The organism is Novosphingobium sp. Fuku2-ISO-50, from assembly GCF_001519055.1.
Taxonomy (GTDB): domain Bacteria; phylum Pseudomonadota; class Alphaproteobacteria; order Sphingomonadales; family Sphingomonadaceae; genus Novosphingobium.
In genome coordinates, this window is the sequence record NZ_KQ954298.1 from 42719 (window position 1) to 64191 (window position 21473).

Consider the following 21473-nt stretch of genomic DNA (forward strand, 5'->3'; position numbering starts at 1 on the left):
GACTTTGCCCAATGCCACATAGGTCTGTCGATAGGAAATTTGGCTAGGGCAGATCGAACCCATTCCGTGGCTATTTGCTGGAAAAATGGCGCGATCGGGGAACAAATCATGCGTGGGGCTGGACAATTCCGTCCAAATAGGGCTAATTCCGTCTTGCCGTAAACGCTACCAAGCCACCGGGAAACCAGCGATTTCTTCCGATTTTTCTAAAACCCCAGTGGCGAGGTGGTAACTTGCGGAGTTCCTGTATTTCAAGGCACACCCTACGCGGCATGCCGGATGAAGTTGCGCCAGATTTTTGGTGAGAAAATCATTTTATTCCAGAATGTTAGTCTTTGTGCTCCAATCTGAGTACGGCATTTGAGCTGCATACCCGAATTGGTATGCACCCGCATCTTCGGCCAAAATCGCATACCGAAACGGGTGTGCTTTGCCTAACATACTGATTGTTAGACCTGTATTTCGGTACGATTTGGAACCGCCAAATTCCAATCCGGTAGCGATTCCGCCGCTTGCTGGTGGACTCCGATCCGGGTAAGATGAAGTTGCGATAACCGGATCAGGCTCCCGTCTTGGGAGCTGTTATGAAACGCCGTGTCCAACGGGGGCTGTCCGTCAGCCCCGAACAAAATCAACGCATCAAGGCGCTGTCTGAGCGCCATCAGATCAGTGAGGCAGCCGTGGTCCGCCAGCTGATCGACGCTGCCTTGCCCTTTGCCGAAAGCGGGCAGGCGATCGACCATGCCCGGCTGGTCACGCTGATCGAGTACGCCAGTCTGGCGCTCGACACCTTGGTGCATCGCCTGTCGCCAGCGGACGCCGAACCGCTGCTCGAACGTGCCATTGCCAATGCGAGGACGTACCATGCCCCGCAAGGATGACATCCGCTTCGACCGGCGGCCAGTGAAAGTCGATCACAAGTCGGCGCGCGGCACCGTGTTCCGCAATTTCGGCGCCTTCACCCGTGGCTCGCAACTCGTGCGCATGCGCTACACGGTGATGTTCGATGGCTTCCAGTGGCCACTGATCGCTGCGCTCGGCAGCTTTGCGGTGCTGCTGATTCTGCTGCTGACCCTGCTGATGCAGGAGCACGAGATCCAGCTTGTCGAGATGCGGCTCTTTGCCGGTTTCTGGCATCTGGTCGGGCTAGACCCCAGCCACATGATCAACCTGACGCTGCCCGATGATACGATCGAACCCATGCAGATCGGCGACGTGCCGGACTATCCCGAAGTCGCGCGCGCGGTTACCAAGTTCATTCGCTGTATCATCGTGGCCTTCGCGGGTAGCGCGACGCTGACGGCCCCGCTCGCCGCCTGGTTCGTCAAGCTGTCCCAGAAGACCAGCGACGATACCATGGAGGATCGGCACGAGCGCGGCTCCACGCTGGTCGAAAAGGAGGTCCTCGCCAGCGAAATCGAGGCGCACAATGCCGCCGAGTTCGCCGCCGAATTGGCTGTTCGCTATCCCGACCTTGACCCCAAAGAGGTTGCTGCGCGGCCGATCGCGGAGCGCATCGGGCTCGGGCTGCACGTGCCCTACACCATTGCCGGCATCCCCTATCCCTGGCGGTTCGAGCAGACCCACGCAATGCTGGTGGGATCCACCGGCACCGGCAAGACCACGATCCTCAAGAGCCTGGTGACGCAGGCGCGCGAGCGTGGCCACCGCTGCGTGATCTTCGATCTGACCGGGACATTTGTCCAAACGTTCTACCGCGAAGAGACCGATATCATCCTCAACACGATGGATGAACGCTGCCCGCCCTGGACGCTGTTCGATGAATGCGACAACTACGCCGACTTCATGTCGGCCGCCGCCGCGCTGATCCCGGGTGGCGACGGGTCTGCGGAAGATCCGTTCTGGGTTTCGGCGGCGCGCACGCTGTTCGTGGAGATGTGCGCGAAGCTGGTGGCCAAAGGGCACACCACCAACGCGGCCATCGTTCAGGAATTGATGACGTCCGACCTCGAGGCGCTGTGCGAAGCGCTCCTCGGGTCGATCGCCGCGCCCCTGGTCAACCCCAAGGCACCACGCCTCGCGGAATCGGTGCGCGCGGTGTTCAACACCAACGCGCTCGCCATGCGGTTTCTGCCCGATCCGGTGCCGGGCGGCCGCAAACCGTTCTCGATCCGCAGATGGGTCGAAGGCGATGCCGAACCGGGATCGATCCTGTTCATCACCTCGATCTTTCGGGATCTCGTGCTCAGCCGGACGCTGCTGACTTTGTGGGTGGACCTCGCGGTCAATTCGCTGATGACCATGGAAAACGACCACCGCGACTTGCGGATGTGGTTCCTGTTCGATGAAGTCCATGCGCTCCATCGCCTGCACGCGGTCGAGCACGGCTTGCAGACCGCGCGCGGTTTCGGAGGTGCCTTTGTTCTCGGGATGCACAGCTTCGACAAGCTGGCCGAGACTTATGGCGAGAAGGGCGCGCACAATCTCGCATCGCTTGCCCGCACCAAGGTTTTGCTCTCCACCGGAGACAAGCACACGGCCACATTCTCTTCGGACATCATTGGCGAACACGAAGTGCGCGAGATCGATGAGGCCTACTCGATCGGGGCCACCCGATCGCGCGATGCGGCGACCATCACCCCGCGCACCAGCCTCAAGCCGCTGATGCTGCCTGCCGACCTGGTCAATCTGCAATCGCTGACCGGTATCGTGAAGTTTCCTGAGGGGTTTCCGGCTGGTTACATCAAGGTCCAATGGGTCGACTATCCCGTGATTGCCCCACGGTTTATGCGCAACAAGTCCATGCCGGTTGCAGGTCTGCTGCAGCCGCGCGCCACAGACGACAATTCGGAAAGCGCGGACAGCGGGCCGCAAATGCGCGTCGACAACGAACGCGCGGTTGAAGCGCCGACACAGCCGGAACGGTCCGTGAGGCCGGGGCCGTCGCCCGATCTGTTCGCGGCGATGAATGTGCCCATCACACCATCGTTTGCCAACCGCGTGCCGCCGAAGGGTGAGGGCGATGCGAAGTTGCCAATCGTCGAGGGGGCCGTCGTGCCGTCAAAGGAAGCGCGCCGCGTGCTCGACAGCTTTCGGTCGCACCGCGGCGACATCGCGCGGGAAGGGCCGAATCTTGGCGGAGCCCGCTCGGGCCCGACATCGACCGACCCGATGGACAGGGCGTCGCCACGTGGCACACCGGGTGCATCTCGCCAGGTTCAGCAGATATCCATCGAGGAACTGACCGGACAGGCTTACGGCGATAGTTCCGAAAAGAAGGGCACTGAGCGCCGTGGTCCTGAAAGCCATCGCGACGATCACGGCCGTGACGATGACGGCATGAGCCTGGATCTTTGATCGATGCTCTCGATCGCCCCGGTTGGTTCCGCCGGCGGGGCAGCAGACTACTTTGCGAAGGACGACTACTACACTGGCGAGCATGCCAGCGAAGTCAGTGCATGGGGTGGGCGAGGGGCTGCCGAGCTCGGGCTTGACGGCGAAGTGGAAAAGCAGGTTTTCGAGGACCTGCTCAACGGTCGCCTGCCCGACGGCGAACAGGTGGGCGATCCCGAGCGGCGGCGCGCCGGGATCGACCTCACCTTTTCCATGCCGAAATCGGCCAGTGTCCTTGCCTATGTTGCGGGCGATGAGCGGCTGCTCGACGCTCACTTGCAGGCGGTGCGCCAGACCATGGGCTGGGTGGAACGGTCCTTTGCCGAAGGCCGTACTTACGACAGCAATCGCAAGGGCGACCCGATCCGCACCGGGCATCTGACTTATGCAATGTTCCAGCACGATACGAGCCGCAAGCTGGACCCACAGGCCCATCTCCATGTCGTGGTGGCCAACCTGACCAAGGTTGCCGGCAAGTGGCAGGCGCTGCACAATGACGCGTTGTGGAAGAACAATTCGATCATCGGCAGCGTCTATCACGCGGCGCTCAGGGCAGTGGTCGAGGAATTGGGCTACGACACCCGCCTGACCGGCAAGCATGGGCAGTTTGAAATCGATGGTGTGCCCGAGCATGTGGTGACGGCCTTCAGTCAGCGACGTGAAGAGGTTCTGGCCAAGGCGGCAGCACTCGGTGTTGCTACCCCACGAGGGCGTGACGCGGTTGTCGTCAGGACACGCGATGCAAAGATCAATCTCGACGACCGCGATGGTTTGCGCGCGGAGTGGCGGGAGCGGGCGGCTGGGTTGGGGTTTGATGGTCAGGCGCTGGTCGCAGGGGCCAGGGCGCGCGCGGCCGAGGTGGGCCGGATCGTTGGTGGGCTTGGTGCCGTGCGGCAGGTTGGCGAAATCCTCGGCAACTGGGCCGGGACTATGCGCGAATGGCTGAGGCCGGGCGATCCCTTGCTGACCAATGGGATAGCGCGGCTTTCCATGACCGCGCCCGAAATCGGTGCCGAGATGGCGGTGGCGTCGGCGATCCGCATTCTGGGCCAGCGCGAGGCGGCGTTCGCGATCCACGAGGTTTCGCGCACGGCGCTCGATCTGGGCATCAAGGGGGTGACCATCGATGGCGTGGAAGCGCGCATCCGAGCGCTGGCGGACAAGGGGCGACTGGTGTTCGGCGTGCCGACCCGGCCGGATGGCACCATTACGCATGTGACAACGCCGGAACACATCGCCGAGGAAAAGCGATTGCTGGATGGCATCGATGCCGGGCGGGGGCAGGGCAGTGTGATCCTGCCTGCCGATCGTGCCGCCATTGCCTTGCAGGATCGGGCTGGCGAGCGGCCCTTGGGCGAGGAGCAATTGGGGGCAGGTATCCTCGCTTTGTCCAGCTCGGACCGGGTGGTGGTGATCCAGGGTGTTGCAGGTGCCGGCAAGACCAGCCTGATCGCGACGATTGCCGACGTTGCGCAGGCAGAGGGTAAGCAGGTGCTGGGCCTCGCGCAGGCCAACACCATGGTGGCCATGCTCAAGGACGATGCCGGTATCGAGGCGCAGACGGTGTCATCGTTCGTCCATGCGCATCTTCGCGCTGCTCAGGCGGGAAAGGGCGAGGCGCTCGATGCCGCACGCGACGCGTTGAAGGATACGATTGTGGTGCTCGACGAAGCATCGCTCGTAGCGAACAAGCCGATGAATGACCTCGTGACCATCGCCAATCGGCTTGGTCTTGATCGTCTGCTCATGATCGGTGACCGGGCTCAGCTTCAGCCGATCGATGCGGGCAAGGCGTTCGCGCTGGTCCAGTCGCATGGGCCGGCCATGGCCCGCATGGATACCAGCCATCGCCAGCGCACCGACGACATGAAGGCCGTGGCCACACTCACGCGCATGGGTGAATTTGCAGGCGCATTTCGGGTGCTGGGCGACCGGGTGGTCAGCGCTGGTGCCGATTTTCGCGAGGCGGCTGCAAAAAAGTGGCTCGAACTGTCCGCCGAGGACCGCGAGCGGACCGCGCTCTATGCCTCGGGGCGCGACACCCGCGCGTTTCTCAATGCCTATGTTCAGCAAGGGCTTTTGGCCGAAGGTACGCTGCGCGGGTTTGGGGTTGATGTCACCCGTGTCGAGGCCGTAAATCTGACGCGGGAGGAATTGCGCTACGCTCGCAATTACCATCCCGGGCAATTGCTTGAGGTTGCCTCTCGCGATCGACCAGGCGGCCTGGCGCGCGGGGCCTACGACGTTGTTCGCGTCAATTCCAAGGGCGTGGTGACCTTGCGCGATGAGGCTGGAAAAGAGCATCGATTCAAGCCGGGCAAACTTGATCCGACCGATGCGCGCGACCCCTTCATGCTGTCTGAGCGTGAGTCGGTTCGTCTGCACGAGGGCGACCGCATTCGCTGGACTGCCAACGACAAGGCGCGGGGGCTGTTGAATTCGGCCGAAGCGGAGATATTGGCGATGAGCGATGTGGGGATCGAAATCAAAACCGCCGAAGGCGCGCGCCTGGTTCTCGAACCCGGCGACCGGATGTTGTCGCGGCTTGGCCTCGCCTATGCGATCAATATGCACCAGGCACAGGGCATGACCACGGATCTCGGCATCGGCGTGATGCATTCCGCTGAGCGGCATTTGTCGAACCAGCGGCTGACACACGTCATGGCGACACGAGTTCGGGATGACCTGACCATCTACACAAATGATCGAGATGGATTGTTGCGCAGCATTTCTGTCAATCCGGGTGACAAGGCATCAGCGTTGGAAGTCGCGAAAGGGGGCATGGCTTTGGGCGATAGGGCGGCGAAGCCCGGTTCGCCCAAACCGCGTGATCCGTTTGCGATCGACCTTGATTCCTTGCGTTCCGAACGGACGCTTTCGCCAACACCCGGCGAGTTGGGTAAGCCGATCAGGGTTCCGGAGAAGAAGCTCGATTTGGGGTTGTGACTATGGGGTTGGTCGCGGGATGAATTGCCCGGGATTGTGGACTGACCGGAATGTCGCCTTCAGGACGCAGATGGGGCCAAGCTGCCTTTCGTTCATGCCGATAGATTGAACGATTATCCTTCAGCATGCTGTGGTCTCTGGAAGGTCAGCTTCAAAAGCCATGGAGGAGCTACCCCCTTGCCATACTGCAAGCCTGCCGCCATCTTCCATACCCATACGGGGGCGTGGCTATGGAAGTCAATCTGCGGGAATTGCACGGCAATTGGGACAAGGGCTTCGCCCTTCACAAGCAAGTTTTGAAAAGCGTTTGCATTGGCCATTACGATAATGGGCGTCCAAAATTCGATACCGAGCGTTCGGAGCCGGGGGAGGCGCTATTTCGTCTTAAATATCGCGGTGACTACAACCAGGCCGAGCCGTTGGCACAAGCGATGCGCGAACATATCGTGCCTGCTCTGAGTGATTTCGCGATGGTCATACCGATGCCGGCGACAACGCCACGCCCGCGTCAGCCGGTCGACGAAATCGCTGAAAAGCTGGCCGTGAAACTCGGTTTGTTTTACGCGAATGGGCTGCTGACCAAAATGCCACCGCCCCCCGGCACGCCAGCGATCAAGGATCTGGCGACCAAGGCGGAAAAGGCCGCCGCCCTGGCCCACAGCTTCGTGCTGAATCCCGCGATCATTACGAACGACGGGAAATGGGGCGCTTTGCTGGTCGATGATCTATATGATTCCGGCGCGACGCTGGAAGCGGCTTGCGCGATTCTACGCGGATATGCGAAGATCAGCCAAATTTTTGTAGCAACTTGCTCATGGTGACAGATATGGAAACGGTCTTCATTGCAGGTTCGATCGCGATCAGTCGGCTCGATCAGCGGGTTAAGGATCGGATCTCGAAAGCGGTAAGTTCGGGGCTGTCCGTGGCGGTCGGGGATGCCGACGGCGCGGACACCTCGATTCAACAACACTTGGCCAGTATCAAAGCAGAGCATGTGACGGTCTATTGCAGCGGCGATCGACCGCGCAACAATGTCGGCGACTGGACGGTCGAGCATGTCTATCCGGATGCTGAGCCGGGTACACGCGCCTATTTCACGGCAAAAGACGTGAAGATGGCAGAGGTAGCCAATTACGGCCTGATGATCTGGGACGCGAAAAGCACCGGCACCTTGAGCAACGTGATCGAGCTGCTGAAGGCCAAGAAAGCGTCTGTGGTGTTCGTCAACAAAGCCAAAACGTTCGTCAACGTCAAAGATGGCCATGCCCTCGAAACGCTGCTGGCCAATATGTCAGACGTGGCGAAGGCGAAGGCTGAAAAGAAGATGGGGCTGTCCTCGAAGGTCGCAGCATTCAATCAGCCGCAATTCGCGCTGTAAGCGATGCGGCAAGGGAAGAATCTTGGACATTTTGAAGCGCGGACGCCGCATCGCTATCGGTATGATCGCCAGCGCCAGTCTGGCCACCTCCGCCCATGCAGGCGAGCTGGTGCAATGCTCTCACGCCGACGTGGCGGACATCTCAATATCGCTGGGAATCCGAACAGGGTTTGGTGCAGCCCTAGGCTGCATTAAGGCCCCGTTTGCGGTCGATATGACGCCCTGCGCGCCCGCGAACGGCTTTGGCATGTCGGCAGGTACGGGGACAGCTCCATTAGTGGGTATCACGCACCAATGGCAGGGCTACATGAACCATATGGGGCCGGTCATGGGCTTTCGGATGGACGAAAGCAGCTATGATTTTTCCGGCATGTTCGTTGGCTTTGGGAAGCTGACGCGGCAGTGGGATTTCCACTTGTCGCGGATCACCGGCAAGGGCGTGGCCACGGTGCCGGGAAAAGCTCCCGTCACCTATGATTGCACCTCAGTTCGGCAAAGGCTCTGACCAGCGCATTGATCACGCGGAAGGGTTGTCGAGCCCACTTCGGCGCGCCGGAAAGCGGCTCTGCTTCCCCGGCGAAATTTATTTTTGCCTAAGGGCCAAAACCGCCCGTTTTGGGCGGCGCATTTTGCTAAATAGAAGGCAACGCTTTCAACGCGCTGCCCGTTTGTGGGGTCGGTCTTCCCTGCTAAAACGGGGAGAAAAGTTGATGATAGATTCTAATCTATTGATCGTAGCGGTGCTGCTTATCGTTTCAATGCGTAAGTGAGCTAAAGCGGGGGAGGATAAGCCCCCCCCTCCCTTTTGCTTAATCGCCGTGAACAGCCAAGTCGATGCCGGGGCAGGCACTAAGGTCGCGGGCAAAGACGTAATCTTTGGCCCATTGCCGTTGGGCAGCGTTGAGCAGGGAAACGAATCTGCCTGTAACGGGTCCGCTAAGCCCATTCAGCATGAAGGCCAGGGTCGGTGTGATCGGGACGATGGGTCGGTGCGGCGCGTCGGGCACGCAAAACTCACCCTCGCTGGCTGTCAGAAGGCCCCAGGAATGTCCCGCCATATCGGCCACTACTCGGTCGATGTTGAGCCTGATGACGGGAGCGGCAATGTCGCGCGCAGCGATGCTTCCGTCCGCTCTAAAGCCGATTATGTTATTCTTTTCCAGGTTTTCGAGTTCGTCCCGCGTATAAGCAACACGAGGCGTTCCTGACGTCTCTAGCGTCTGACTGGCAAGCTGACGGCGGTGGGCACGTGTGCCCCACAGGGCAAAAAATTCGGTGATGGTATGCTGCCGGGCAGGACTGGTGCGGAATTGACCTTCGGCCAGCACATCATCCGTGAGCTGCTGGAAACAGTCCTCGATCTGCTTCATGAAACCCTGCTCAGCCCCATGACTCCACGCGCGATCGGCGCAGAACATAGAATCGTTCGGCCGTGCCTTTCGACGTTTACCGTTTTTCCAATCGAGCAGATCGACGCCGCCGGCTCCGACGAACCGCCCGATGCTCTTGGCCGGGTAGACATGCTGCCTGATCGTCAATTCGTGCGGGTTGCCCGGTTGGGTTTTCTCGGATCGGCTTGGCTTGTCCATGATAGTTATCCCGAGCGTTTTGAAATGGTCGTCTCGATGAATAGCAAGCCGATTTACCGCTTCTTTCGACAGATGTCCGCTGGCTATGCTACCTGTTGATCGACAACGATCCCACCATTTAGTTGTCAGCCTGGCGGTTGCAGTATGAACGACCGGCTACTGTCTTAGAACTAATCCGAGGTGCTCAACAACAACTCTGTCGGCGTGGTTCCGACAACACTCCGTGGGCGATGGAGCAGGAAGCTTGGCGAACGTTTATGCATGCTGCTTTTCAATGAGGTGAACCTCGACCGTGAACCCCATGAGTTCAAGCCTTTGCGCGGCCGATCTCAAGCTGACTTTACTGAAGAAGGGCAGGCCAAGATTCTTCGAGCGCTTGTAAGCATGGCGCATGATGCCATACACAATTCGGTACTCGGACGTGGTTGGCTTCTTCTGCCGACCGTCAGGCAGGATGCTCTCGAACCCCTTCTTCTTAGTTTCCTTTTGCCGCTTCAGCGCTTTGGTGCGCATCTCAATGCGGAAGGTGGCATCGCGCACGAACGATTCCGCCGAGACTACGCCTTGATTCCATAAGTGGCTGATCGGATCCGATCCATGCCCATCCTTCAGATGAATAAAGGCCTTATCCCGTGACAAGAAATCGCATGGCTCGATATTAGCACCGGTGGCGCTGGCAGGCGAGACCTTGACCTGGTCTAGCATCAGTAAGTCCGGATCGGCATTGAGTTCGTTTATCAACTCTCGCTCGTTGAGCGCCTTGGTCTTCGCAACCAAGGGCTTCTTGCTGAGAAACTTCTGGAAATCGGCTTCGACACTTTGGTAAAAATTGTTGTCGATGCAGTACCAGTCTCCCGCAAACAGAACATAAGTGCTGCCCTTGTGCATGGTCTCGAACACCATGCAGTCGTAGACCTTGCGCCTGTTTGGTCGCTGACCTTGGCCATCGATGACGACCCGGACCTCATGGCTAGCCTTGATATCCTGTATGCAGGTGAGCTCCGCTGGCCTGCCGCTCTTCAATTCCTGAATGTAATCCTCGATCGTCAGTTCGCCGTAGGCCCTTTTACTGCCGCTGCGGAAGCCAACGCCGAAAAAACCGATCTCGTGGGACTGTTCCGGATCGATGACCTCAGGGATCGTGAGGTGGAGGTCGGAGGGCTGGTCTGCCAGCAAGAGCTGAACCTCGTTGTAGATGAGATCGTCGAGGGTTTCGGCAATATCGGCCTCCCGCACAGGCGTGACCTGATCGATGAAGGCATAGTCCTTCTTGTAATCCTGTGCCTCGAACAGCTTGAGCGCTTTCCGGCACTTGTTGGCAATGGTGGTAGGAATGATACGGGTGTTTAGCGTCAGAGCGTCGCGACCGGCGAGAGAATTGGCGAAATCGGTATCGGTTGGCACTCCGCCCGCTAGACGGAAAAGGTCTCGTTCGACATCGATCCCGAACCCACCCAGGTCGGACTTACGACTTGCCTGCATGCGCTTCTGGAACGACGTTGCATCGAGTGTTGCAACATCGACGTTTTTAAGGCTGGCCCTTGCCACCGAATTGAGCGCGACCTTGAGGCCGAAGTTGCGTTCGAACGCATTCGCCTGGAGTGAGAGGTGGGCAGCGCCAAAGGCGAACGCGAAAGTCCGCTTACTTTTCTTCCCCGTGGTGACGTCGAGAAACAGTACCGCCGAACAACTCTGGTTCTGGAGTTTGAGCGGGTCGCCTACAACGAAGGCGTTGACGAAACCAAGCCAGCCAGGGGCAGACCCGCCGGTCTGTTCGTGGAACAGCCTGCCGGTGGTTGCCGCCTGTTCCGCTAGCTTCTTGTTATCGCGGACGGCTTCATCGACAGTATAATCCTTGCGCAGCAGGCGAATTGAAATCGTGGATGTAGAATCGGCTGGCGCTTTGGTGCGTTTCGCAATCATCAGCATTGGCCTCCCCAATCTCATATCGAGGGAGGATATAGAATGTTCTGTTGTATTTTAAGGGATTTTATCGCCCGAAATTGCCTTTGTTCAATTTTGGGGCACTAGTCCGTAAGTCTGTGTACATCCTCTCTCACCCAAGTCACGCATCAGATAATTTTTCTTCCTACGAACCTGACAGCGCGAGGCCATAAAACTTCGCGTTCGGTGCCCATGCTGACCGGCTTAATCTATGACCCCCACGATCGCATTAGGAGGAGGGAATGTCGGGCGTGTTGGCGGATAAGTTTATACGTTGAATGGATTGTGTGCGTCCAGACGGCGCTGCTGGTTGATGCGATGCTCGGGTCAATCCACAATTTAATCGTAATGCTGTGAGTTTGCTCAAGAGCGATCGGCAGGGCCGTGTCAGGTACTACCCATAAAGATGTTGACATTGTCAGGCTTTTCCTTCACTCAAGCTGACAGGAGGGCTTCGTATGAGTGATGGTCCGTACCGTTCGTTGCCGATGTCGCCGAAGTGGAAGCAGGCCGCTAAGCGAGCCTATCTGTCATCGTTCTCGCCTTCTGAAATCTCTGAAGCCCTTCAGCAGGCGGCGGAGCGTGACTGTCGTGCGGAGCTGTCGACCGGCCTCTTGCGCAAGGTAACAACGTTGCTTATCGGGCCGGACGAGCCGGGGCTCTTCTTCGATTTACGGATCACCGACCTAAATGCGCTACACCGCGAATGCGCTTCGACCATGGAGCATGGGTTCGTGAGCAACGCGATCGAGGCGCTGCAGAACGGCGAGCGCGGTCAGGCAGCACTCCAGTGGGCGGCCGAGGCCAGCGTGTCGGATCGCCTGCTTGCCGGCAGTCGCCAAATTGAGGAACATGTGCAACGCGAAGCTACCGATTACCGGGCTCGATCCACTCGCTCGCGGCTCGAAGAGGCGCATGGCGGTGTAGAAGTGTCTGGCGTCGCGCGGATGATGTTGCGTGCTCCTAACGCGCCAGCGCGAACCCGCACCGTTGTCTATTCCGGTCTCGATGATGGACCTGCATTGTGACTGCCAAGACATATCATGTCGCAAACGCGGTGCCTCACCGTGTTGATGCTATCGAGCCAGGAGAATTGGCACGCGACGGCGCGCGCGTGGCTACGCTTGGTGAGACCATAACTTTGTCGATCGAAGGGCTGAAGGACTTCTTCTTTGCCAGTTGGCGTCCTGATCTGATCGACCTGCTCGTGATCGCAGCCGCCGTCGAATATTGCGATCTTAGCGTTCGGCGGCCGGCATGGGGCTGGGCACGGTCGTTTGACCTGTTAGTCGCGGTGGATGAGGATGAGAAATGGGGCTCGCCGCCGGTTCGTAACGCACTCGAGGAAGCGCTCGCTTTTCTTACCGGAGATCGGTGGAGTGTGAGCTTTACCAAACGCCGCAATCCAGTCGAGGAGACCAAGTCTCGTCGCCTCGATCTCGACACCCCCGACAAGGTGATCATGCCTTATAGCGACGGGCTCGATTCCCGGGCAGTCGCCGCGATCGTCGAGGAACAGGAGAAAGGCGGCCTCGTCCGTGTCCGCCTCGGCTCTAAGGGCGTCGATAGTGCGAAGGTTCCGCGCAAAAAGCGTCGTTTCGCTATCGTTCCGTTCGACGTGAAGCTGGGCAAGCGGCAGCGCGTCGAATCGTCTGCTCGCTCACGTGGCTTCAAGTTCGCGATCATCACAGGCATCGCCGCGCAACTGGCGCCCGTCAGCCGTATCGTGGTTACAGAGAGCGGGCAGGGTGCGCTTGGACCCATCCTTGCCTCGTCCGGACAGGGCTATCCCGACTATCGCGTCCATCCCGCATTTACCCGACGTATCGAGAGGCTGTTCCTAGCCCTCACCGACAAGGCCCCAACCTATGAATATCCTCGTATCTGGCACACCAAGGGCGAAACTCTCGCCGCGGCGAGCGCGCTTGCCAACCCACCAACCTGGCACGATACGCGTTCGTGCTGGCAGGATTCTCGTCGCGTCAGCTTTGAAGGCGAGCGCCGTCAGTGCGGTATCTGTGCAGCTTGCATGTTGCGACGTATGAGCATCCACAGCGCTGGGATCGACGAGCCAAACTCGCGGTATATCTGGGAAAACCTCGGCGCGGCCGAGATGGAAGACGGCATCGTGGCAGGTTTCTCCGGCATGTCACCCGCTTTTCGCGAATATGGGCTCGCCGGCATCCTGCATCTCGATCATCTCGCGGCGCTCAGCGGCTCTGCTCTGCATGAGCGAGTTGTCCGCCGGGTCGCGCGTGAAACCGCCGATGCGCTTGGGATCGAGATGTCCGAAGGCGAACGAGCCCTAAAGAGCTTGCTTGCACGACACCGATTGGAGTGGCTTGGCTTCCTAGCCAGCCTAGGCAGTCGTTCGTTCGTCGCCCGAGTGGCCATGGTGTCACCATGGCACTGATTCCGGACAGCCTATCGCCGAAGAATTTGGGAGACTTGCTCCGTCAGGCTCGCGAGAACGCGAGGATCACTCAGGCTGCTGCGGCAGCCCTGCTTGATGTCGCGCGCACCACTGTGGTCGCGATGGAACAGGGGCAGCGTCGGCCGAGGGTCGACGAGCTGCAAAAACTCGCGGTGTTCTATGGCCTGTCGCTCAATGAGTTGCTCCGCCAGGATAGCGTCCGCGTCGATTTGCGGCCGCGTTTCCGTCAAACCGGCGAGCAGAACGACAGGCTGCAAGCTGCGGTCGATCTGCTCAACCATCTCGTTCAGGCCGAGGTGGAGTTAGAGGATGTGTTGGGCATCCAGCGCACGCGACTCGATCCGCCGGAGCGTCCGCTGCTGCCGGGCAATGTCGGATCTCAGGCTGAGCAGGACGCAGCTGAACTCCGGCTATGGCTGGGCTTAGGACTGGCGCCGGTCCATGATATAGTGAGCCTGCTTGAACTGCAGCTGGGCGCGCGTGTCTATATCCGCAAGCTCGATCCGAAGATTTCCGGCCTTTACGCCTTCGACGAACGTGCAGGTGCCTGCATCCTACTCAATGCCGACCATCCGCGTGAGCGCCGCACCCAATCCGGTGCGCACGAACTGGGGCATTTCATTTCGACTCGTCACGCGCCGGATACGCTTCATGACGGCACCCTCGAATCGACCCGTGAGGAGCGCTATGCGAACACTTTTGCGCGCTGTTTCCTCACTCCGGCTCGAGCCGTGCATGTCAAATTCCAGGAGCTGACTGCCGGTGCTTCCAAGCTAACCCGCCGGCACATCATCCTGCTCGCCCATATCTTCGGGGTGTCACGTGAGGCGATGGTGCGCCGCCTTGAGGAGCTGGGGCTCGCAAAGCCCGGTACCTGGGATTGGTTTGTCCATCAGGGTGGCATCACCGATGCGCAGGCACGGGAGGTGCTCGGTGACCTGATCCTGCCGGACGATGCAAAAATAGACGCGCGGCGCCAGATTTCGATGCGCATGGGTGTGATGGCTAGCGAAAGCTGGCGCCAGGCTCTGCTGAGCGAGGGGCAGATTGCCAGGCTCCTTCACATTGACCGCGTCGACGCTCGAGCCCTTATTGACGAGTTTGAAGCGGAAGGAGCTGAGACGGATGGATCCCGTTCGTTTTCGGCCTGAACCACCGCTTGTCGCCGACGCTAGCGTCTGGGTAAACCTTGTCGCCGGAGGCCGTGCGACCGACGTGCTGCGCGCTTTGGCCGCGTCTACAATCATTCCAAGCATCGTGCTCGGCGAACTTGAACGTGGTCGCGATAGGGGGCGTAGCACCTACGCTGCTATCACGCCGCTGATCGCGGACGGTTACATAACTGTAATGGATTTGCCGGAGGCAGCAGAGGGCATCTACCTGAGCTTGGTTGCGGGACGAGCCAGTCAGACATTGGATGACGGGGAGGCGGCTACACTTGCGCTCGCTCTTCACCTCGGCACAACTGCTTTGATCGACGAGCGCAAGGCAATTGGCGTCGCCACAGCACGTTTTCCTGACTTGACCGTCGCCACGACCACCGACCTTCTACTAAGCGCACAGATCCGCTTGATGCTGGACGCTGACACGCTTGCTACGGTGCTGTTCGCGTCGCTTACGCAAGCGCGAATGCGGGTTCCCGACCATCTTCTCAATGAGGTCTGTGACTGCCTCGGACCCGAAAGAGTGCGGCTGTGCTTGAGCCTTCCCGCGCGTGTCCGGACCGGTCTGGCCGACGCAGCCGAAGCTTCGGAAATTCGCGACTCCGATTGAAAGAAATCGAAGCACTCTTGGTCAGTCACTGCCGGCCCAGCTTACCATGCTTGTGAACCTATGGCAGCTATTGACGGGCAAGTTTGGACCCGCGAATGGCCGTTAGACCCGAAATCGACCACATTGAATCGCTGGGGATTCCCAAGGCGGCGATTTTCTGATTCAGGATGCTGGCTGGTATGGAGGTCAGCATGGATGCGGCCATATTCGGATGATCTGCGCGGTCGGGTTGTTGCTGCGATGGAAGGTGGGCTCAGTTGTCGGTTAGCGGCGGAGCGGTTTGGGGTTGCGCCGAGTACGGCGGGGAACTGGCATCGGCTTTATCGGACCAAGAAGAGTTACGCCCCTCTTTCGATTGGGGGTGACCGGCGTTCGAAGTTGCTCGATGAGCTTGGCTGGCTGTCGGAACGGCTGGCATTGGTTCCCGATCTGACGCTGGCTGAAGTCCGCAATGAACTGGCTGGGCGCGGGATCAATGTCAGCTATGCGGGGGGGCAGCGCACAGTGAAGCGGCTCGGACTGCGCTTCAAAAAAAACGATATTTGCGACTGAGCAGGATCGTCCAGACGTTGCTTTGGCTCGCCAGCTTTGGCGGGCATGTCAGACCGGCCTGGACTTTAGGCGCCTTGTCTTTGTTGATGAAACGAGCACGAACACTGCGATGACGCGGACGCATGGCTGGGGTCACAAGGGCAGGAAGCTCTTTGCCAAAGCCCCGCACGGTCACTGGATGACATCGACCTTCGTGGCGGGGCTGGCCCATGATGGCATCCTCGCACCGCAGTTATTGCCTTGTCCAATGACCGGTATGATCTTCCGCCAGTGGCTCGAAGAATGTCTGATCCCCGAAATGACGCCTGGCAGCATCGTCATCGCCGACAATTTGCCAGCCCATAAAGTCGCCGGCATCCGCAAATGCCTCGAAGATGCAGGGATGGGCCTGCTCTACCTTCCGGCCTACAGCCCGGACTTCAATCCGATCGAGCAGGTCTTTGCTAAACTCAAGGCCTTGCTCCGGCGGATGGCACCAAGGTCATTCGACGCAATCTGCGATGCCATTAAAATCATCCTCGAAAAGTTCCAGCCAAACGAATGCTCAAACTACCTCAGACATTCCGGATATGTGCAGATGTGATCGATTCTGGGTCTAAGTTGGCGCTGTCTGCCTCGGCCATTCATTGCACGAAATCGACGTGGCGGATCATCAAGACTGTCCTGTTTGAGTCCATCCCAGACGCCAAGTCGAAAATTCGGAGGGGCGGACCTGATACCGCGCAAAATTGCCCTCATGCAGACCGAGCAATTCCGTCTCCACCACCTCGATAAATTGGTCCTGTTCCTCTGGGGGGATGATCTGGCGCGCAACGGCGGCGAGATGCGCGCGCGCCGCCTGCCGGTTCATCGGCCCACGGATAACATCCCGGATGGTATCGCGCAGGCTGTCACGGTAGCGCAACCGGAACGGATCGGGCTCGCCCAGCGATTGGCGGACCGCAGCATAGCGGGCGGATGATCGTTCACAGGCCCACACGAACACGTCGCGTAGCAAACTGATGTCGTTGCGTTCATACACCGCCAGTGTCGCGCTGGTATACAGATCCCCCGGAACTTCAGTGAACGAAAGCGGCGCCAGGTTTGCCTTGATCAACGGAATGTTGGCGGCAAGGCGCGATACGCGTTTGTTCACATCATCGAAGGGCTGCAGATAAGGAAGGTGGACCATCATGAAGAAAGCTTGCTCGAACGGGTCGTCGATCGCAGACGCCGTGGCAAGGATCTGGTCAAAGCACTCTTCAATCAGGTCAGGTACTTCCAGAGGATAGAATGTGGAACCGTCGATGCCGACGATAATATGCCGCAACCGACCAACAGCCGAATGGTCCGTCAACAGATTGTTGGCCAAGAGCGCGTGCAGGTTGAGGATCGTATAGCGATTGAACCCGATGTCGTCGGCGTTGCCGACGAGAAATTCGATTGCATCTTTGTGGTTGAGGATCATCTGCGCTTCGCGCTGGCCCCGGCCTTCGGCGGCCTCACCGAAATCCAGCAGGCGCCGGGTGTCGAGCAGCGAATATGTGTTGCCCTCCAGCCGACTGGAATTCCACGCGAGATCGATCAGCAGGCGGTTCAGGATCTGTTTTGCGTAAGTCCCGGCGGCTGCGGCCTCGATCCTCGGTTTGCCGACCAACGCCAGATGCGCGCGCTGGTGCGGGCTCAGGTAAAAGGTTTCGTTTGGCCTGTAGCGCGCGAGAAAATCGCGATCATAGCCGACCGGATGTCGGGCTGTAATTGGTTGGCGGACATAGGCGAGGGCCGCATTGCCCTCGGGCGATATGGGGATGATTCCGGTCGCATCGGGGGCGACCATGGCACTTGTGCCGAGATGATAACGGGCGGCGCGACCGTCCCCCGCAAGGCGCAGGCGACCGGCATTCACCAGTGCGCGAAGGCGATACTGGAGTGTACGTTTTGCGCCGGGAATGGCGAGTGACTCGATGATCTGCGCTGCCGAAGCGCCGCCGGGATGCCGGCCCACCGCCGCCTCGATTGCAGCCAGATCGGCTTCGGAAATCAGCCTTGCCACACGCACTCCTTTGTTGCGCAGATGATAAATTGCGCAACAAAACCTGTCAATACGCAAGAAAATGCAGAATCGCGCAATTATTCTCCAATTCGCGCAATCTTGGATCTGGGCATGGCTTCCGTCGCGGTCAGCGTGGGTAGAAGGCCGGTGATCTCACTCTGCTGACCGCACCTGAGGGCAACCGTCGCAAGGAAATCTGAGGTGCAATTGCAGGACATTCACGTGAGGCCGTAATCCAGTCAAAACGGACAAGAATTCAGTGCCGCAAATTGCATATATCTTTGCGCTTTGTTCCAATCATACGTAGCGTATCGGCATGTCTGAAGGCCGGGATTTCACCCAACTCCAGTGCGAGGTTGAACGGCTCACTGCCGAAAACGAAGCCTTGCGCCACGATGGTTTTCGCGGATCGAAGGCCGAAGCCATGCTTGCCTTCGAATACGACCGCATCCCGAACGTCCTCAAAACGCCCCGCGCGATCCGTGTGCAACGCAAGATTGCGACGGCGCTCTTTTTCGTCGTTCCTGCGATGCTGGTAGTAGTCGCGGTAGTGGGCGGCATCAATGCCTATCGCGATTACGAGCAGTCGGTCGAAACCCAGCGCGCCGCGTCAAAGTGGGCTGACGATCTGAGAAGCTCCGTCCAAAAGAACCTGGAGAAATAGGGATCAAGGCTGATCGGCGTCCTTCCGAACTTTGGGTTCCCAGATGCCGGTTCCTTGGGCACTGCGCTTGAATTCCGCCTTTGCCGAGCCGTCCTCACGCCGCACGTCCGAAGCGCCATGATCAATCGCATCGCGCGTTTTCTGATCGCCGGGTGCGACATGGGGATGCTGTTCGGCGCTGGCCTGATCACGCGCACGTGATCCAGAACCTTGCCCTGACTGGCTATGACGCTGGTGCCCCGCACAGGCTGGTGCTGCCTCATGCGGCAGAGGGAAGGGGGCCGCGCCACGAACCGCGCCCATCGCCTCGACCGGATCCTTGAGCGCCCCTTGCACACGCCCCAGGTCATCCGCCGCATACTCCTCCAGAATCCGCGAAACGATCATGTTGCGGACTTCGCGCTGATGGGGGGAGGGCGTGGTGCTTGTCAGTGACGGTGCGCCAAGGTCCCGGAATTCAGGCGATGCGGCCATGGCGGCATAGCGGCTGGCTATGACCTGGCTCATGTCGTCAGAGATCTGGTAGCCGTTGCTGCGTGACATCGAGGCGATATGTTCAAGACGGGTTCCGATGTCGTCAGAACGCGATGCCTGCCGTTCGAGCGCCTGGGCCTCAGAGAAGTCGCGCTCCACGGCGTGCCGCTTTTCCGCAAAGTTCTCGATCCGGTGAAACGCCCCGTCGCGCCAGTAGCCACCATCGGTAAGCGTGATGTCCTGTCCATTGGCGTGGTAATGCGCGACATTGGCGCTCTGGGTCTCGGTCTGGCTGTCGCTCGAGCCGTGCGTTTCCTGGTCACCGGTAGTCTTGGCCCAGGCATGGTCCCATGTGCCGCTGCCGGATCCGCCCACTTCGCCGCCAGGGAGCTTGGCGCCTGCGCCAGCCTTGAGCCCTGCGTGCAGCCCCCAGGTGTTGGTCTGGGCGTGGCCCAGCGATTTGCCATCAGAAAGCGTGTCGCCGATAGTTCGGCTCGACCCGGTCTGGTGCTTGGCATCGGTGCCCTGCCGGTCGAACCGGGTCTCGACATTGCCGCCTTGCGCGCCGCTTGCCCCTTCGCTGCCATGCGCAGAGCGAGAGCCCGAGGACGTCCCATCGAGGGTGCGCAGGCCTTCGCTCCAACGTCGGCTTGAGCTTTCGCGCAACTGGTTGGCGCGGGTGTGATACTGCGCGCCAGTGTCCTGCAAGCTGCCGGTGACGCTGGCCACTTCGCTGGCGGAGAAGCCGAACCGGCTGATCCCGGGCGCAGCATTGTATACTGTCGAGCCATCCGCCGTGGTGGTCGTGATCGTGCCGTTGCCCTCGCGCATGTTCACTTGTGGGATTGGGGACGTCGCCACATTCCATGTCGGCGCGGTGTTGACCTGGTTGCCGGTCGCGTTCTGGAACTGGCTGTTGCCGTAGGCATAATTACCGGTTGTGCGTTCCACGGCCGCCGCTTCGGCGGCCTGCAGGGCAGGGGCGAGCATAGCGGTGGTGTTCGAAGCGATCGACATGGCCCCCTTGGCCATGCCGGCGGCGATGACGGGCACGAACATCAGCAGATAGCCGGCGAGCGTCTCCATGTTCTGGTCGACGCTGTCGATCCCGGCCATCGTCGCCATGGTCATGCCCTGCGGGGCCAGCGCGGTGAGCTGCGCAGCCGAGTACTGGGTAATGAACATGTGGAGCACGGCATAGAGCGGGCCCCACGAGGCGAGGTAGAAGAAACCAGTAAGGTAGCCCTTGAGCAGGGCAGGGCCAGTCTGCGGAAAAAGGAACAGTGGGAACACGACTGGGAACATCGCGTAGAAGACGATGGTCAGAACCAGGTTCAGCACCGGCACCCAGGTCATCGCCTGGCGCGCGGCCGAGATGTAGGAATTCTGCGCCTGCACATCGGCATGGAGCGCGGCGAAAGTGTCGCCGCCGCCCGAGCCGAAGTTGGCGCGCGCTTCCATGAAAGCGTTGACCAGCGAGCGCTGCTGAAAAATCTGTTGGGCGCTCATTGCGTTGCCGCCGAAATAGGTTTGCGCCATCGTCGGAAGATCGGTCTGCAACTGGGTGACGGCGCTGGCTGCCGGCAAGTTGGGATAGAAGGATGACGCCGCTGCCTGCAAACCGACGGTTCCGAGATTGGGATAGGCGGACTGGATTGCGGTGTAGGCGGCCTGGCAGCCGATGATCGAAGACGTACCACCACCGGCAGGGATCCAGCTGGTGGAGCGAGCCGGTGAACCTGGCCCCAGCGCAGTCAGCAAGTCTGTGCTGCTGGCCAGCGTTGTCCACCCGTTCCCTTGGCCGAGCAAGATGTCATAGAACGTGCATTGCTGAAGGTAGGCTTCGACATTGGCCTTCATGATCGGATCGGCGATCGTGAACTGGCTGGTCAGATCGTTGAGGCGGGTCGGATAGAGCATCCCGCCTGCAGTGAACTCGAGGCTGGCGGGCATCGTGAACACGCTCTCGGCGGTTTGCGTCAGCCAATTGTTCACCTGGCTCGAAAATGAGGCAACGACGGCAAGCCCGATCGGAACATTGGCAACGGCGCCATTGCCGACGGTGGGGTTCACCGTGTCGGTCACGACCACCGTCGCCGTCGGCACAATCATGGCGAGATACATCGCCGTTGCCGACAGGAACCAGTTGAACAGCACGCGCCAATTGAGCGCGAAGGCCATGACGACCAGGCAGTAGCCGAGACCCATGACCATGACGACCTGGAGCATCGACCGAAACCCGCCGCCGCCGCACCAGGCAGCGACGGCGTTGAGCACGTTGACGATGTACTGACCGCCCCCGCTGGTGATCACGTTGACGTTCATGGGGGCCT

Annotated in this window: 16 protein-coding genes; 12 read left to right on the top strand and 4 right to left on the bottom strand. The window is 59.8% G+C overall.

The window, feature by feature from the left end:
* The first annotated feature begins 584 nt into the window (after positions 1 to 584).
* The 6 genes from AQZ50_RS15810 to AQZ50_RS15835 all read left to right on the top strand — a co-directional run bounded on the left by AQZ50_RS15810 (position 585) and on the right by AQZ50_RS15835 (position 8183).
* On the top strand, positions 585 to 881 hold the full coding sequence (locus tag AQZ50_RS15810; RefSeq protein ID WP_067747663.1) for a hypothetical protein: 297 nt from the start codon (positions 585 to 587) through the stop codon (positions 879 to 881).
* Positions 865 to 3318, top strand: a complete 2454-nt coding sequence (locus tag AQZ50_RS15815) for a type IV secretion system DNA-binding domain-containing protein (protein ID WP_067747665.1) — start codon at positions 865 to 867, stop codon at positions 3316 to 3318. Before AQZ50_RS15810 ends, AQZ50_RS15815 begins: the two co-directional genes overlap by 17 nt.
* A gap of 3 nt (positions 3319 to 3321) precedes the next feature.
* Positions 3322 to 6300: a MobF family relaxase gene (gene mobF, locus AQZ50_RS15820; protein ID WP_067747667.1), complete on the top strand. Its 2979-nt coding sequence runs from the start codon at positions 3322 to 3324 to the stop codon at positions 6298 to 6300.
* A 230-nt stretch (positions 6301 to 6530) separates the two neighbouring features.
* On the top strand, positions 6531 to 7121 hold the full coding sequence (locus tag AQZ50_RS15825; RefSeq protein ID WP_067747669.1) for a ComF family protein: 591 nt from the start codon (positions 6531 to 6533) through the stop codon (positions 7119 to 7121).
* Positions 7122 to 7126: 5 nt separating this feature from the next.
* Positions 7127 to 7678: a hypothetical protein gene (locus tag AQZ50_RS15830; RefSeq protein WP_067747671.1), complete on the top strand. Its 552-nt coding sequence runs from the start codon at positions 7127 to 7129 to the stop codon at positions 7676 to 7678.
* 22 nt (positions 7679 to 7700) lie between these two features.
* Positions 7701 to 8183 carry a hypothetical protein gene (locus AQZ50_RS15835; protein WP_156427399.1) on the top strand — a complete coding sequence of 161 codons (483 nt, stop codon included), beginning with the start codon at positions 7701 to 7703 and terminating at the stop codon, positions 8181 to 8183.
* Between the two features lie 304 nt (positions 8184 to 8487).
* Here the strand turns inward: AQZ50_RS15835 and AQZ50_RS15840 are convergent, their stop codons facing one another.
* Both AQZ50_RS15840 and AQZ50_RS15845 read right to left on the bottom strand, forming a co-directional pair.
* Positions 8488 to 9267: a hypothetical protein gene (locus tag AQZ50_RS15840; protein ID WP_067747673.1), complete on the bottom strand. Its 780-nt coding sequence runs from the start codon at positions 9265 to 9267 to the stop codon at positions 8488 to 8490.
* Positions 9268 to 9522: 255 nt separating this feature from the next.
* Entirely contained in the window at positions 9523 to 11196 is a 1674-nt protein-coding gene (locus tag AQZ50_RS15845) for a DUF6119 family protein (RefSeq protein ID WP_197412523.1), read from the bottom strand.
* A 473-nt stretch (positions 11197 to 11669) separates the two neighbouring features.
* Here AQZ50_RS15845 and AQZ50_RS15850 point away from each other — a divergent pair, with 473 nt between their 5' ends.
* The 5 genes from AQZ50_RS15850 to AQZ50_RS20165 all read left to right on the top strand — a co-directional run bounded on the left by AQZ50_RS15850 (position 11670) and on the right by AQZ50_RS20165 (position 16553).
* Positions 11670 to 12239 (top strand): hypothetical protein, encoded by a 570-nt coding sequence (locus AQZ50_RS15850; protein ID WP_067747675.1) that lies wholly within the window; start codon positions 11670 to 11672, stop codon positions 12237 to 12239.
* Positions 12236 to 13624 (top strand): 7-cyano-7-deazaguanine synthase, encoded by a 1389-nt coding sequence (locus AQZ50_RS15855; RefSeq protein WP_156427400.1) that lies wholly within the window; start codon positions 12236 to 12238, stop codon positions 13622 to 13624. The genes AQZ50_RS15850 and AQZ50_RS15855 overlap by 4 nt, the downstream gene beginning before the upstream one ends.
* Positions 13615 to 14796 carry a helix-turn-helix domain-containing protein gene (locus tag AQZ50_RS15860; protein ID WP_067747678.1) on the top strand — a complete coding sequence of 394 codons (1182 nt, stop codon included), beginning with the start codon at positions 13615 to 13617 and terminating at the stop codon, positions 14794 to 14796. Before AQZ50_RS15855 ends, AQZ50_RS15860 begins: the two co-directional genes overlap by 10 nt.
* Entirely contained in the window at positions 14771 to 15418 is a 648-nt protein-coding gene (locus AQZ50_RS15865) for a PIN domain-containing protein (protein ID WP_067747681.1), read from the top strand. Before AQZ50_RS15860 ends, AQZ50_RS15865 begins: the two co-directional genes overlap by 26 nt.
* A gap of 195 nt (positions 15419 to 15613) precedes the next feature.
* A protein-coding gene (locus tag AQZ50_RS20165) for an IS630 family transposase (RefSeq protein ID WP_156427406.1) occupies positions 15614 to 16553 on the top strand; the annotation gives its coding sequence in 2 pieces (ribosomal slippage) (positions 15614 to 15946 and positions 15948 to 16553; 939 coding nt in all).
* 69 nt (positions 16554 to 16622) lie between these two features.
* Here AQZ50_RS20165 and AQZ50_RS15880 read toward each other — a convergent pair.
* Positions 16623 to 18002, bottom strand: coding sequence for a Fic family protein (locus tag AQZ50_RS15880; RefSeq protein WP_067747761.1), 1380 nt, complete (start codon positions 18000 to 18002; stop codon positions 16623 to 16625).
* A 316-nt stretch (positions 18003 to 18318) separates the two neighbouring features.
* Here AQZ50_RS15880 and AQZ50_RS15885 point away from each other — a divergent pair, with 316 nt between their 5' ends.
* Complete coding sequence (locus AQZ50_RS15885) at positions 18319 to 18666, top strand: hypothetical protein (RefSeq protein WP_067747685.1); 348 nt, start codon at positions 18319 to 18321, stop codon at positions 18664 to 18666.
* A gap of 3 nt (positions 18667 to 18669) precedes the next feature.
* On the opposite strand, the gene AQZ50_RS15890 is transcribed toward AQZ50_RS15885, so the two are convergent.
* Complete coding sequence (locus AQZ50_RS15890; protein ID WP_067747687.1) at positions 18670 to 21465, bottom strand: conjugal transfer protein TraG N-terminal domain-containing protein; 2796 nt, start codon at positions 21463 to 21465, stop codon at positions 18670 to 18672.
* Positions 21466 to 21473 lie beyond the last annotated feature (8 nt).

Coding starts and splice junctions, on each gene's coding strand:
- AQZ50_RS15890 (WP_067747687.1), bottom strand. CDS start 21,465: ATGAACGTCAACGTGATCACCAGCGGGGGCGGTCAGTACATCGTCAAC.
- AQZ50_RS15860 (WP_067747678.1), top strand. CDS start 13,615: ATGGCACTGATTCCGGACAGCCTATCGCCGAAGAATTTGGGAGACTTG.
- AQZ50_RS15830 (WP_067747671.1), top strand. CDS start 7,127: ATGGAAACGGTCTTCATTGCAGGTTCGATCGCGATCAGTCGGCTCGAT.
- mobF (WP_067747667.1), top strand. CDS start 3,322: ATGCTCTCGATCGCCCCGGTTGGTTCCGCCGGCGGGGCAGCAGACTAC.
- AQZ50_RS15815 (WP_067747665.1), top strand. CDS start 865: ATGCCCCGCAAGGATGACATCCGCTTCGACCGGCGGCCAGTGAAAGTC.
- AQZ50_RS15845 (WP_197412523.1), bottom strand. CDS start 11,196: ATGCTGATGATTGCGAAACGCACCAAAGCGCCAGCCGATTCTACATCC.
- AQZ50_RS15810 (WP_067747663.1), top strand. CDS start 585: ATGAAACGCCGTGTCCAACGGGGGCTGTCCGTCAGCCCCGAACAAAAT.
- AQZ50_RS15850 (WP_067747675.1), top strand. CDS start 11,670: ATGAGTGATGGTCCGTACCGTTCGTTGCCGATGTCGCCGAAGTGGAAG.
- AQZ50_RS15885 (WP_067747685.1), top strand. CDS start 18,319: ATGTCTGAAGGCCGGGATTTCACCCAACTCCAGTGCGAGGTTGAACGG.
- AQZ50_RS15865 (WP_067747681.1), top strand. CDS start 14,771: ATGGATCCCGTTCGTTTTCGGCCTGAACCACCGCTTGTCGCCGACGCT.
- AQZ50_RS15840 (WP_067747673.1), bottom strand. CDS start 9,267: ATGGACAAGCCAAGCCGATCCGAGAAAACCCAACCGGGCAACCCGCAC.
- AQZ50_RS15825 (WP_067747669.1), top strand. CDS start 6,531: ATGGAAGTCAATCTGCGGGAATTGCACGGCAATTGGGACAAGGGCTTC.